Below are 12,089 nucleotides of genomic sequence, written 5' to 3'. Positions count from 1 at the left end.
CCTTGTACACCCCGGCCGAGGTCTGTCACCCACCGGCTGTGGCGTCAGCGCTTCCCAGCCGCACTAACCACGGCAGGCTCGGCCATCAGTCGGCGACGGCTGCGATGCTTATGGCAAGGAGGGCAGCATAGGCGTCCGCGCGACGGCCGGCCTATCCGGATCCTCCTGGCTGGTCCTTGGCCCACCACAGGAACGCGGCGGAGTGCTGCTGGTTGGCGAAACCCTCGCCGACGAGGGTGTGCAGGAGGTCGTTGCTCCAGAAGATGAGCCGCCCGAGGGTCCAGTTCACCGACTCCGGTGCCGGCAGTTCGAGTCCGTACACGGCCCGGGCTATTTCACGCTTGCCGCCCGCCAGCGTCGTGTACTTGAGGATCGACAGGAACCGCTCGGGCTGCACCACGCACAGAACCCTGGTGAGAAGTGCCTCCTTGAAACCGGTCATCGCGAACGGCTTCACACCAGACAGCAGGTGCTGGAGCCGGTCTTCCAGCGGTACCTCGTCGGGCCCGTACAGGAGGTACTCGATCGTGCTGCGGGTCGACTCTCCCGCCGCGGCGTCGCCCATGAGGTTCCAGGCGGAGTTGAAGGTGGCCTGGTTGCCGGGGTGGGCTCCGACATCGGAGTTGGCGAAGTCCTTGAGGACCCTGGGGTCACAGGTGCTCAGCCCGTCCGGGGAGAAGACCTGCTGGTACTTCTCCCAGTAGGCGGCGACCTGCGGGTCGAAGTCGGGCCTGGTGGCCAGGTACTCGGCCTTGAGCCGGGCCGCCCGTTCCAGCCACCGGGGCTCGACGTCCTCGGGTTTCGGGAAGCGGGCCTTGAGGTCACCGAAGGAGCGGCCCCAGTCCTTCTCCGGGAGGACAGGCTCGCCGTGCTCCCATTCGAAGCCGCACCGGTGCTTCACGACCCGCCGTCCGTCGCCCAGGGTACGGACCAGTTCGATGTCCTCGTCGTCACTGCACAACGGGCACATGGCCAGTCCCATGGCACCCCCCACTCCGTCGGTGTCCGTGCCGCCCGGCGGCCTATGCGTCTTTTGGCCCGAGAACCGCATTCTGGCATCCGGCTCGGACAGCCGGGGCAGCGGCCGAGCCTCGAACCAATATTGGCATACTGCAAAGATGACAGGCACATCATCGCCTAGCCGCAACCTCCTCGTCGCATCCCTGTCCGTGGCACTCGCCATCCTGACCGCGGGCTGCGCGAACAACTCCTCCCTCCACACCACCGACACCGCTTCCCCGAGCACCGGCGGTACGGCCACTCCCGGCAGCGTCCATGTGGCCGTCGCCGGCGAGGTCGACCTGGCAGTCACGGACGCCGTCGCGCGTCTCGACCGCTTCGGTGACGGCTCGCTCGCCATGACCGTCCGGAACGACGACGGCGTCCCCGAACACCTCGGCATGGTCGCGACACCCGACGGCGGACGCGGGGAACTCGTCGGAGGGAAGTCGGCCGAGGGCGACGGCTCACTGTCCACCGCCGGGATCCTGGTGACGAGCGGGACCAGCGTCACGTTCGGCGGCACCGGCGGACCGCGTGTCCTGCTGCATCACGTGCGGGGCGTCACCGCGCGGCATCCCCTGCCGGTGGCCCTTCAGTTCGGCGTGGCCGGACTGATCCGGTTCCAGGCCAGGGTCTCCTCAGCCTGACCAGCCGGCGGTGCCGGCGACGGCGACATCGAGCGCCTGGGCCCGGTCGGTGTAGCTCGTGATACGCGTGACCAGGCCGCCGGTGACGTCGAAGACGTGGTACGCCACGCTGTCCGGGTCGGCCGGCGGGACGGTGCCGTGGATACGAAGGCCGAGGACGACAGCCGCCGGGTAGGTGAAGGTCTCCTCGACCTCGGCCCGCAGCCCGAGCGTGTGCAGGCGGGAGCAGCGGCTGAGAACATGGGAGCGGGCGTGGCAGCCGGTGTCCCCGCCGCCGGGCGGGCTCCAGTGCACGTTCGGGTGCAGCACCTCGGCGAGCAGTCGGCAGTCGACTCTCCGCAGTGCTTCGCGTAGGTGTGCCGCGACGGCGCTCGGGCCGGGCCGTGGGCTGGATGGCATCTGGACCTCTCCGCGTGACGGGGGCTGCCCGCCCCAACTCACCATCATTTGAGCGGACTTATCCCTCCATGGCTGATGTCCGGCACGTCCGCGGCACTCGCCCGGGCCGGTACGGCGGCGAGCCGGCTCAGTGGGGGTCGCTGTCCGCCGACGAGCCCCGCGCCGGCGATGCGGCTGCATCCGGGCAGGCCGGCGAGGTGCAGGGCGGCCCGGCGCAGCCGTTGCTTCCGGGGCGATTCGGGAACGAACCAGCGGGCGATCCGGCGGGCGGTGCGCTGTCTGCGGGCCGCGACCGGCCGCCAGAGCCGTTCGTATCCGGCGAGCGCGTCCTCGATGCGGCGGGTACCGGCGAGTTGGTCGGCCAGGACGTAGGCTCCGGCGATCGCCAGGGATGCGCCCTGTGCGGCGACCAGGGACACGGCCTGGCAGGCGTCGCCCACCAGTACGACGCGTCCGCGGCTCCAGGACCGCAGAACAGCCTGGGCGACCTGGTCGTAGTAGATCTGTGCGGGCGGTGGGCAGTTGGCCAGCGCGCGGGGCACGAGCCAGCCCAGTGAGCCGTACTCTCGGCGCAGCGCGGCCCGGGAGTCGTCGGGCAGGCCGGGATCCGGGGCGCGGTGTACGGCGAAGGCGGCGACCCTGCCGTCCCGCAGGGCGTACAGGCCCATCTGCCGGTCGATGGTGTCGGTGAGGCAGAACCGGTCGCCGAGTTCCGCGTGCGTCTCAGGGTCGTCAAAGGTGAACGCGGCCGTATGGTAGCCGAGGTGGCGGACATACCGCTGTTCGTCGCCGAAGACCAGGGCGCGGACGGTGGAGTGGATGCCGTCGGCGCCTACGAGGAGATCGGCGTCGAGGGTGCTGCCGTCCGTGAGGGTGACGCGGACCCCGTGGGGGTTCTGGTCGATCCGTGCCGGGCCGACGCCGAAGCGCAGGCCGACGGCGAAGGACAAACGTTCCCGCAGGGCGAGTTCGAGGTCCGGCCGCATGATGCTCAGCAGACGTCCGCCCAGGGGGCGGGCGAACGAGTCGTAGCGCAGCCGGGCCCGGCACTCTCCGTGGTCGTCGAGGAAGGCCGCTTCGGAGATCGGGTAGCCGAGTTCCTCCAGCCAGGGCAGCATGCCCATGGCCTCGGCGGCGTCGTAGCCCGGCCCGAAGAAGTCGATCATGTATCCCTCGGTCCGCGGTCCCGGAGCCTTCTCCAGGACGACGACCTCCCAGCCGAGCCTGTTGTGCAGCCGTCCGGCCAGCGCCAGACCGGCGATACCGGCCCCGCAGATCACTGCCCTCATCGGTGCATCGCCTCCTCCACTCCGCGGTGCCCGGGGCACAAGCCCGGCGCTACCCCCTCCCACTTTTGCACTATGCAAAGCTAGGGTGTCAAGAAGGCCCGATGACGGCGTGTCCGGACGCGAAGGAAATCCTGATGGACCCTTAACACCCCACTGGCGGCTTCTTGACGTAGCTTCGTACCTGGTGTGCCGGGAAGACGGGTCGGCGAAGTATCCCCTGTGGTGAATCGCTCGTACGGACATCCCGTGCGGGCCCCGAGGAAGGTCTTCGCGTGACCCAGTCGAAGCCGGCCGCTGCTGCCGTCGCGACCGCACCCCCCGCCGCCGCGGGCGCCCGTGGCCCGCGCCGTTCCGTGCTCTTCTTCGCGTTCGCCTTCGCGGTGATCGCCGACCCGGTCTCCTCGGTGGCCTACGCGATCGAGGCCGCGCTGCGCGCCCTGCACGGCGACCTCGCACTGCTGCTGCCCACGATGAGCCTGGTCATCGCACTCGTCGTCCTCGTCACCGCGAACTACTGGCAGCTCGTCCGGCGCTTCCCCAAGGGGGGCGGCGCGGCGGCTGCGGCCGGGCGGGCCTTCGGGGCACGCTGGACGTTCCTGCCCATCGGGGCCCTGGTCGTCGACTTCGTGCTGACCATCGGGATCTCGATCGCGGCCGCGGCCAGCGCTGTGATCGCCCTCTTCCCGGGCCTGGCCGCCTGGCGCATCCCGCTCGCACTGCTGCTGCTCGTGGTGGTGGCCGGGCTGACCTGGTTCGGACACGGCGGGCGTCTGCTGTTCGCCGTCATGACCGTCGCCTTCGTCCTGATCTCCATCGCGGTCCTCGTGTTGGGGTTCACCGCACCGCACACCACCGGCCACGCCGCCGCGACGACGGATCCCGGCCGCTCCGCCGTGCTCGCCGTCGTCCTGGCCTTCCCGGTCGCCATGGCACTGGCCACCGGGATCGAGGCGCCGTCCACCGCGATCGCCCAGCTCGGCCAGCTCGACGACACCCACCGGCGGCGCTTCGGCCGCGGCACGCTCGCGTTGCTGCTGGTCATCGTGGGCGGCCTCACCCTGGCCCTGACGGCACTGGCCGTCCGACTGCACATCGGCATCCCGGGTACGGACTCCACGCAGATCGCCGACATCGCGCACGCCGCCGCTGGACCCGGCTGGCTGTACGGCACCTTCCAGCTCACCAGCTCACTGCTGCTGCTCGCCGCGGCCAGCTCCTCCTTCCAGGCCGGACCCGGCCTGCTCAAAGCACTGTCCGGCACGGCCGAGCGGCCCGGCGTCCTACCGCCGGTCCTCGGCCGGACCAACCACCACCACACCCCGTACTGGTCCGTCGTGGTCTACCTCGCCGCCGCCGCGCTGATCATCCTGGCGGCCGCCGGCCAGGAGCAGGAGCTGGTCCTGTTCTACGCCGTCGCCGTGTTCGTAAGCTTCCTGGTCGGCCTGCTCGCCATGGCCCGCTTCGCCCACCGGGAACGGAAGACGGCCCTGGCCTGGCTGAACGGCCTGGCCGCCGTAGCGGTAGCTTTCACCCTCGCGGTGAACCTACTGCGCGGCTGGCCCATGCTGTCCCTGGCCGCGACCCTGCTCATCGCGGTCGGCCTCTACGCCCGGTGGACACGAGCCGGCCGCCCGACCGGCATCGAGGACATCGAAGCACGCGCCGAAGCGGACTGACCCTGTGCGCCGTCGAACCGGCCGCACAGATCAGCCGCCGCCGTCGCGGACGACCAGGTCGGTCCGGGGCGGCCTGCCGCGCACAGTGCTGACCGACTGAACCCGGGAGCATCCTGGCGAGGGCGCCATGCCGGAGAACGCCGCGACAAGCGGGCCGGTGATCCGGGCCGCCTCGGTCAGCACCTGTCGGGTGCCCCTGCTCGGCCTGAGGTCCACCTCCGCGGTTCACTCATTCACCCAGGCCGAACTCGCGCGAGCATGGTCGCGCACCACGTGCCCCTTCGCCCCGGCCGGGCGGGCAACCGGACCGGGTTTCCGACGGAGGCAGGCAGCCCCCCTGTGACGTACCCCCTTGACTCGTTTTGCATAATGCAAAAGTGGGGGAGGTCGACGCGATGGCCGCCACACCGGCAGCAAGGGACAGGAACCAGGTGACCAGCACGACGGAGATGGGTTTCACACTCAGACCAGCACAAGCGGAGCTGCGCACCGCCCCATGGGGCCTGATGGCCCTGGCTGTCATGGTCGGAGCCGGAGCCGGGGCCGGCTCGGTCGTCTTCCGCTGGTGCATCAAGACCTTCACTCACTTCTTCTCCGGCCACGCCGACTACTCGGCTTCCCCCGGCGCGAGCAATCCGCACGCGCTCTGGCTGGGCCCGTACTTCGTGCTGCTCGCCCCGGTCGTCGGCGGGCTGCTCTACGGGCCGTTGGTGAATCGGTTCGCCAAGGAAGCGCGCGGGCACGGCGTGCCCGAGGTGATGCTGGCCGTAGCCCAGCGCGGCGGGCGGATCAGCCCGAAGGTCGCTGTCGTCAAGACGCTCGCCTCCGCCCTGTGCATCGGCTCGGGTGGCTCGGTGGGCCGCGAGGGCCCGATCGTGCAGATCGGCTCGGCGCTCGGCTCCACCCTCGGCCGCCTGACCAAGGTGACCGAGAACCGCATGAAGCTCCTGGTCGCCTGCGGCGCTGCGGGCGGCATCGCCGCCACCTTCAATGCCCCGCTGGCCGGCGTCTTCTTCGCCATGGAGCTGATCCTGGGCACCTTCAGCGCGGAAGCCTTCGGCGCCACCGTGCTCGCCAGCGTGACCGCGAGCGTCATCGGTCGCGCCACCTTCGGCGACGTCGCCTTCCTGACCCTCCCCGGCTTCCACGTCGACCACCTCGTCCAGTACGGCCTGTTCGCAGCTCTGGGCGTGCTCGCGGCCGGGGTGGGCGTGGGCTTCTCCCGCGTCCTGTACCTGATCGAGGACGTCTGCGACTGGCTCTGGCGCGGACCGGAGTGGCTGCGTCCGACAGTCGGCGGACTCGCGCTCGGTGCCGTGCTGCTGGCCCTGCCGCAGATGTACGGCGTCGGGTACCCCGTGCTGCAGAAGGCGACCGAGGGCGGCTACGCTGTCGGTTTCCTGCTCCTGCTCCTTGTGGGGAAGATGCTGGCGACCAGCCTGACGATAGGCATCGGCGGCTCGGGCGGAGTGTTCGCGCCCAGCCTGTTCATCGGGGCGATGCTGGGTTCGGCGTACGGGATCGGCGTCCACCACCTGCTGCCCGCCTCCGCCGGCGCGGTCGGTGCGTACGCGCTGGTCGGCATGGGTGCCGTCTTCGCCGGTGCGGCGCGGGCGCCGATCACCGCGGTGGTGATCCTCTTCGAGCTCACCGGCGAGTACTCGATCATTCTGCCGCTGATGCTGGCCATCGTGCTGGCCACCGCCACCAGTCACCTGCTGACCCGCGACACCGTCTACACCCTCAAGCTGCGCCGCCGCGGCATCGACCTCGAAGGCCCTGCCCCCGGCGCGCGGATCGGCACGCAGCACGTCGGTGCCGTGATGGAGCCCCTGCCGCCCCCGCTGCCCTCGTCGACGGCGCTCGCCGACTCCGCCGACCTGCTGAGCCTCTCGGGCCATGGCGCGCTCCCGGTCGTCGACGACACCGGGCGCTATGTCGGCGTGGTTACCGCGCAGGCCGTGGCCGAGGCCCTGACGGAGGAACCGGAAGGCGCTCCGACGCTGGTGGGGCAGCTCGCCGAGCCGCCCGCGCCCGTCACCGCCGACGAGCCCCTCACTCAGGCCCTGCACGCCCTGCTGTCCGCCGCCGGCACCGGGGTACCCGTACTCGACACCGACCACGGCAAACCGGTCGGATGGCTCAGCCACCAGAGCGCCCTGCGCGCTGTACACGCGACGCCCTGAGTACTCGTTGACCGGTGTTCGACAACAGAAACACCTCCCAGTTTGCACTGTGCAAAAATGGATACCGGGGGCCTCGAAGGACGACACGCACCACTCCAGGGAGGTGGCCATGCACACCGAGTACACCCGGCGCGCCTACTCGTTCGTCTGCCTCGACTGCGGACACGGCTGGGAGGCGGAATACGACATCCACGTGACCGTGGACGACGAGACGCGGATCATCGCCACGTACCACCTCGACGGGAGGGCCGTGCCGTCACCCCTGCAGTCACCCCGCTGCCCCGCCTGCGAGAGCCGCAAGATCCGCATCATGCGGCCGGGACGGGTGACGACGGCACACCGGTACGTCTTCGCGCCAGGACTGGCCAAGACCACGGCTGCATACTGGCTACTGATGCAGGTCGCCATGATCGTCGGATTCTTCACGGCCTGGCCGGTCAACGGGTGGCTGATCCGGGCGGGCTGGAAGGAGCGGATGTGACCGCCCACCACCCCCACCGAGGACCGAGGCCCCTCGGCCCCTATTTGGCATCATGCAATCTTTACCTGCCGCAAAGGTTCTCTTGTATCGCGGGGCCGTACCTCCAGGCGACGACCACTCCGCCCCACCACGGGAGGCCCTGTGCCCTTCTCGCGCAACACGATCGGATCCCTCGCCGTCGGCGGGGCGCTCACCGCCACCCTCGCGGCCCTCGTCTACCCGAGCATGCTGGGCATCCAGACCACCTCTTCGAACGCGTCCCGGATCCTCGCCAACACCCAGTGGGGGCCGCTCACCGAGTCCGACCGCAACTTCGTCGTCTTCGTACGCTCCGCCGGGCTCTGGGAGGGGCCCTCGGGGGACCTGGCCATGAAGAAGGGGACGACCGCGGCGGTGCGTGAGGCCGGGCGGCACCTGGTCATCGGGCATGCTGCGCTCGACGCCAGCTGCCGGAAGATCGCACCCATGCTGAACATCACGATCCCCAACCAGCCGACACCACAGCAGGCGGGCTTTCTTGCGACGTTCCAGTCGGACAGCGGCAAGCAGTTCGACACCGACTTCGCCAACATCCTGCGTGTCACCCACGGCTCGATCTTCAACACCATCGCGAAGGTCCGCTCCACCACCGAGAACACCCTCGTGCGCGCCCTCGCCGACCAGGCCAACGACGTGGTCCTGGACCACATCACGCAGATGGAGAAGACCGGCCTGGTCAACTACGACCAGGTCAACTTCCAGATAACGACCCCGCCGAAGCTTCCGTCCGCCCAGGTGACGCCGCCGGTGCCGCAGGCGGGCGCACCTCAGGTCGTCCTCACGGTGCCCCCCGGCCTGTCGACCGAGGGCGTACCGACGGGTCCGGCCGTCACCTCGGAGGGCTCCTCTGTGACGTCCCCGACGCCGTCGCCGACCGCGGGATGACTCGGCCCCATCGACCGGGGCATGGCAGCGTGCAAGTTTTACCCAGCGCAATGATCGGCCGAGGTGAATCGCGCGTACTTCTTGACGAACCCTTTGCTCGCATCAGGAGGCGCCATGGCCATGGCCCGCAACACGTTCGGCACTCTCGTCGTCGGCGGGGCACTCACCGCCACTCTCGCCGCCCTTGTCTACCCCAGCATGCTCGGCGTCCAGGCCACGTCCTCCGATCCGTCGCGGATCATCGCCAACACCCAGTGGGGACCGCTGACCGAAGGGGACCGCGACTTCGTCGTCAAGGTCCGGTCGGCAGGGCTGTGGGAGTACCCCCTGGGAGAACTCGCGCTGGAGAAGGGCTCGACTCCGGAGATGAAGGAAGCCGGCAAGCACCTGATCGTGGGGCATGCCGGGCTGGACGAGCTGTGCCGCAAGATCGCGCCCATGCTGAACATCACGCTGCCCAACCAGGCGACTCCGCAACAGCAGCAGTTCGTCGCGACCTCGGCGGCGCAGTCCGGCCTGCAGTTCGACTCCACCGCGGCGAACATCCTGCGCGTCACCCACGGCCAGATCTTCCCGACCATCGCCAAGATGCGCGCCAGCACCACCAACACCCTGGTGCGTCAGCTCGCCGACCTGGCCAACGACACCGTCCTGAACCACATCACGGTCCTGGAGAACACCGGCGTGGTCAACTTCGACCAGGTCAACTTCCAGCAGACCACCCCGCCCAAGCTCCCCAAGGACCAACTCACCCCACCCGCCGCACAGCCCGGCGCCCTCACCCCGCGCCCGGACCTCGGCATCAACACCGCGTCCCCCACGCCCAGTCCGACCGCGAGCTGATCAGCAGCGGGCGGCACCGCCCCGCCCGGGGAACCCGAGGCTCACGAAGGAGCGGAGAGCCGGCAGGAGCGGACGACCGCGACCAGGCCCGTGGCTGCCAAGGCGGCCGCCCAGGGGGCCAGGTCACGGGCCGCGCCCCGCACCCCGGCCCCCCGCTCCACACCGCGCGGCGGCACGCGCCCGGCCGGGTCGTAGACGACGGCCAGCGCGTCCCCGGGCCTGGTCGTGCTCTCGCAGCCGCGCCAGATGCGGGTCTTGAGGGGCATACCGCCGGCGTCCACCACCGAGCACAGGTAACGGGCCTGCCCGCCGTGCGCGGCCCGGCCGGTCTCCACCGACGTCACCACCGCGGACTCCAGGCGTCCCCGTTCCGCCAGCACCACGCCGGCGGCAGCCTGCGGAGCCTGCAGGGCGAGGCACACACCGAGCACCGCGACGGCACCGACCAGCGCGCGCCCGGCCCCCACGAAGGAGAGGTACAGAGGCAGGGACAGCGCGCACCCCAGGCCGGCCTCGCCGTCGGCCAGCGCGGGCCTTCCCGTCCAGGCCCCGACGACCACCGTGGCGACGATCGCCCCGACGGTCACAGTTCCGGCCAGGAGCCCCTCCCCCACCAGCCGCCAGGGCGGCAGCCCGACGAACTCCGCCGGTCCCCACACCGTCGTCCGCAGATGCGCCATGAGGCGCGGCTCGGCGGCAGGCGCAGCCCGACGTCTTCGGTGCACGCGTGTCACATCCCTCACTGCTGCCGCCCACCGGTGGCATGCCCCTGCCGGTGCCGACGGCAAAGCCGGCGTTCCCATTTCCCTTGCATTATGCAAAACTCGACGGCGGGGGGAAACGGCCGACCGTACGGTGGTGCCGACCAGTCGGGATAGGGGGGTCAGGCGTCGTGCGCCAGCGCACCGTCCATGATCCAGCCGAGCGGGTGCGGTTCCTGGTCGCCGGCGGCCAGGGTGGCCGGCGGCTCTCCGCCGGCCCGGTTGAAGGCACCCAGGGCCTCGATGAGCGCCAGCCGCTGCGTCGGGCCGAGCCGTGCCACGATCGCGGCGATCTCGGCGCGGCGCCGGGCGGTGACGTCCTCGACCGTGCGCCTGCCCTCCTCGGTGAGCTGGAGCAGGGTCTCGCGGCGGTTGTCGGGATTGGTCTGCCGGTCCGCGAGCCCGGCCGCGATCAGCCGGTCCACCATCCGCATCGCCGTCGACGGCGCGACCTGGAGCAGGTCGGCGAGCACCACCAGCTTGGTGGCACCCCGGGTAGCCAGTACGACCAGCATCCGGAACTGCGGCAGGGTCACCCGCTCCTCGACCTCGCCGAGGGAACGGGCTGAGACCGCCACCAGCAGACGGGAGGCGGTCAGCACCGCCCTGGTGACCGCGTCGACATCGTCCATGGCCCCCGCAGGGTTCTCGCGCTCCGGCATACGTCCTTTCTACCGTGCCGAAGTCGGTGCTCCCTCACGCGATGGGAACAGATTTTCCTTCCCCATGACCGTGATACCGGAGCAGCAGCATCGCCGCGTCGTCATGGAGAGGTCCGTCGGCATGCCGCACCAGATCCTCACGCAGCACCTCCAGGGCGCGATCGGCGTCGGGCTCCTTGAGCAGGTCCGCCCGGTCGCCGAGGGGGTAGAAGGAGCCGGTCGCGTCCCTGGCCTCGGTGACGCCGTCGGTGTAGAGCAGAAGCTGCTCACCCGGCCCGAAGTCCACCCGGTAGGGCTTGGGGCCCTCGCCACCGTGCGCCAGCCCCAGGGGAAGCGCGTACGAAGGCGGCTGCGGGAAGTCGACCGTGCCGTCCCGGCGCACGACCATCGGGGCGGGATGACCGTAGTTGAGGAAGACGACCCCCTCGTCCGAGCCGATCTCCGCCAGCACGGCGGTGACGAACTTCTCCCCCTCCAGCTCCCGCGCCACGCTGCGCTCCAGCCGCTCACCCAGCCCCACCAGATCGGGTTCGTCGTGGGCCGCCTCCCGGAAGGCTCCGAGCACCACGGCCGCCGTCTCCACCGCGGCCAGCCCCTTGCCCTGCACGTCCCCCACGATCACCCGGATACCGTGCGGCGAGGCGACCACCTCGTACAGATCCCCGCCGATCCGCGCCTCCGCGACCGCCGAGGTGTACGACACCGCCGCCTGCAACGGCCCCGCGGTCCGCGGCACCGGACGCAGCAGCACCCGCTGCGCCACCTCCGCGATCGACCGCACACTCGCCAGCTCCGCCTCCCGGCGCGAACGCATCACCGCGGCCGCGACACCCGCACCCGTGACCCCTGCCACCGACACCATCGCCGTGAACCCGCGACGCTCCTCGAACAGCCCGTCGTACATCCCAAGCCCCACGCACAGCAGCAGCGCCACCGCACCAGTCAGCGCCGTACGCCGCCACCCTCCCACCAGCCCGGAGAACGCCGGCCCCAGCGACACCAGCGGCAGGAATCCGACTCCCGGCCCCGCGACCACATCCGCGACGGCCACCACGGCCATCGCCGCCACCGGCATCCAGAACAGCAGCACCGGAGTCGACGCCTGCTCGTGCTCGGTCATGACGCCCTCCAGTAGTACGGCAGGGCCCGCCGCCCACCTCCATCACCTCTGCATGGTTCCGGCACGGACACTTCCTCCCGCCCCCGTCTTTAGACTATG

At 70.6% G+C, this 12,089-nt stretch carries 13 protein-coding genes; 6 read left to right on the top strand and 7 right to left on the bottom strand.

All coding sequences use genetic code 11. The annotated features are described in order from the left end of the window. Positions 1–151: 151 nt before the first annotated feature. Positions 152–982, bottom strand: coding sequence for a hypothetical protein (locus tag OHB00_RS40000; RefSeq protein WP_406442409.1), 831 nt, complete (start codon positions 980–982; stop codon positions 152–154). A gap of 136 nt (positions 983–1,118) precedes the next feature. Here OHB00_RS40000 and OHB00_RS39995 point away from each other — a divergent pair, with 136 nt between their 5' ends. After that, positions 1,119–1,649 carry a hypothetical protein gene (locus OHB00_RS39995; protein ID WP_406442407.1) on the top strand — a complete coding sequence of 177 codons (531 nt, stop codon included), beginning with the start codon at positions 1,119–1,121 and terminating at the stop codon, positions 1,647–1,649. Here OHB00_RS39995 and OHB00_RS39990 read toward each other — a convergent pair. Both OHB00_RS39990 and OHB00_RS39985 read right to left on the bottom strand, forming a co-directional pair. Further along, on the bottom strand, positions 1,641–2,048 hold the full coding sequence (locus tag OHB00_RS39990; protein WP_406442405.1) for a nuclear transport factor 2 family protein: 408 nt from the start codon (positions 2,046–2,048) through the stop codon (positions 1,641–1,643). The genes OHB00_RS39995 and OHB00_RS39990 overlap by 9 nt on opposite strands. Positions 2,049–2,092: 44 nt before the next feature. Further along, the gene (locus tag OHB00_RS39985; RefSeq protein WP_406442403.1) at positions 2,093–3,337 is read right to left on the bottom strand and encodes an FAD-dependent monooxygenase; all 1,245 of its coding nucleotides are present in this window, start codon (positions 3,335–3,337) and stop codon (positions 2,093–2,095) included. A 272-nt stretch (positions 3,338–3,609) separates the two neighbouring features. Between OHB00_RS39985 and OHB00_RS39980 the strand changes: the two genes are divergently transcribed. After that, positions 3,610–5,013 (top strand): amino acid permease, encoded by a 1,404-nt coding sequence (locus OHB00_RS39980; protein WP_406442401.1) that lies wholly within the window; start codon positions 3,610–3,612, stop codon positions 5,011–5,013. 30 nt (positions 5,014–5,043) lie between these two features. On the opposite strand, the gene OHB00_RS39975 is transcribed toward OHB00_RS39980, so the two are convergent. Then, on the bottom strand, positions 5,044–5,229 hold the full coding sequence (locus OHB00_RS39975) for a hypothetical protein (RefSeq protein ID WP_406442400.1): 186 nt from the start codon (positions 5,227–5,229) through the stop codon (positions 5,044–5,046). Positions 5,230–5,519: 290 nt separating this feature from the next. Between OHB00_RS39975 and OHB00_RS39970 the strand changes: the two genes are divergently transcribed. The 4 genes from OHB00_RS39970 (at position 5,520) to OHB00_RS39955 (ending at position 9,447) form a co-directional block, all read left to right on the top strand. Continuing rightward, positions 5,520–7,199: a chloride channel protein gene (locus tag OHB00_RS39970; RefSeq protein ID WP_406446184.1), complete on the top strand. Its 1,680-nt coding sequence runs from the start codon at positions 5,520–5,522 to the stop codon at positions 7,197–7,199. A gap of 109 nt (positions 7,200–7,308) precedes the next feature. Continuing rightward, positions 7,309–7,680, top strand: a complete 372-nt coding sequence (locus OHB00_RS39965) for a DUF4396 domain-containing protein (protein ID WP_406442398.1) — start codon at positions 7,309–7,311, stop codon at positions 7,678–7,680. A gap of 141 nt (positions 7,681–7,821) precedes the next feature. Beyond that, positions 7,822–8,604 carry a DUF4142 domain-containing protein gene (locus OHB00_RS39960; protein ID WP_406442396.1) on the top strand — a complete coding sequence of 261 codons (783 nt, stop codon included), beginning with the start codon at positions 7,822–7,824 and terminating at the stop codon, positions 8,602–8,604. A gap of 114 nt (positions 8,605–8,718) precedes the next feature. Further along, positions 8,719–9,447 carry a DUF4142 domain-containing protein gene (locus tag OHB00_RS39955; RefSeq protein WP_406442395.1) on the top strand — a complete coding sequence of 243 codons (729 nt, stop codon included), beginning with the start codon at positions 8,719–8,721 and terminating at the stop codon, positions 9,445–9,447. A gap of 41 nt (positions 9,448–9,488) precedes the next feature. On the opposite strand, the gene OHB00_RS39950 is transcribed toward OHB00_RS39955, so the two are convergent. The 3 genes from OHB00_RS39950 to OHB00_RS39940 form a co-directional block, all read right to left on the bottom strand. Further along, on the bottom strand, positions 9,489–10,127 hold the full coding sequence (locus OHB00_RS39950; RefSeq protein ID WP_406442393.1) for a hypothetical protein: 639 nt from the start codon (positions 10,125–10,127) through the stop codon (positions 9,489–9,491). Between the two features lie 203 nt (positions 10,128–10,330). Then, positions 10,331–10,870 (bottom strand): MarR family winged helix-turn-helix transcriptional regulator, encoded by a 540-nt coding sequence (locus OHB00_RS39945; protein ID WP_406442391.1) that lies wholly within the window; start codon positions 10,868–10,870, stop codon positions 10,331–10,333. Positions 10,871–10,904: 34 nt separating this feature from the next. Then, entirely contained in the window at positions 10,905–11,990 is a 1,086-nt protein-coding gene (locus OHB00_RS39940; RefSeq protein ID WP_406442390.1) for a PP2C family protein-serine/threonine phosphatase, read from the bottom strand. Between the last annotated feature and the right edge of the window lie 99 nt (positions 11,991–12,089).

This window comes from Streptomyces sp. NBC_00631, assembly GCF_045206895.1.
Taxonomy (GTDB): Bacteria; Actinomycetota; Actinomycetes; order Streptomycetales; family Streptomycetaceae; genus Streptomyces.
Note: the sequence above shows the minus strand (reverse complement) of the source record. Positions and strands in the feature narration are given on the sequence as shown.

Coding starts and splice junctions, on each gene's coding strand:
- OHB00_RS40000 (WP_406442409.1), bottom strand. CDS start 982: ATGGGACTGGCCATGTGCCCGTTGTGCAGTGACGACGAGGACATCGAA.
- OHB00_RS39995 (WP_406442407.1), top strand. CDS start 1,119: ATGACAGGCACATCATCGCCTAGCCGCAACCTCCTCGTCGCATCCCTG.
- OHB00_RS39990 (WP_406442405.1), bottom strand. CDS start 2,048: ATGCCATCCAGCCCACGGCCCGGCCCGAGCGCCGTCGCGGCACACCTA.
- OHB00_RS39985 (WP_406442403.1), bottom strand. CDS start 3,337: ATGAGGGCAGTGATCTGCGGGGCCGGTATCGCCGGTCTGGCGCTGGCC.
- OHB00_RS39970 (WP_406446184.1), top strand. CDS start 5,520: ATGGCCCTGGCTGTCATGGTCGGAGCCGGAGCCGGGGCCGGCTCGGTC.
- OHB00_RS39965 (WP_406442398.1), top strand. CDS start 7,309: ATGCACACCGAGTACACCCGGCGCGCCTACTCGTTCGTCTGCCTCGAC.
- OHB00_RS39955 (WP_406442395.1), top strand. CDS start 8,719: ATGGCCATGGCCCGCAACACGTTCGGCACTCTCGTCGTCGGCGGGGCA.
- OHB00_RS39950 (WP_406442393.1), bottom strand. CDS start 10,127: ATGGCGCATCTGCGGACGACGGTGTGGGGACCGGCGGAGTTCGTCGGG.
- OHB00_RS39945 (WP_406442391.1), bottom strand. CDS start 10,870: ATGCCGGAGCGCGAGAACCCTGCGGGGGCCATGGACGATGTCGACGCG.
- OHB00_RS39940 (WP_406442390.1), bottom strand. CDS start 11,990: ATGACCGAGCACGAGCAGGCGTCGACTCCGGTGCTGCTGTTCTGGATG.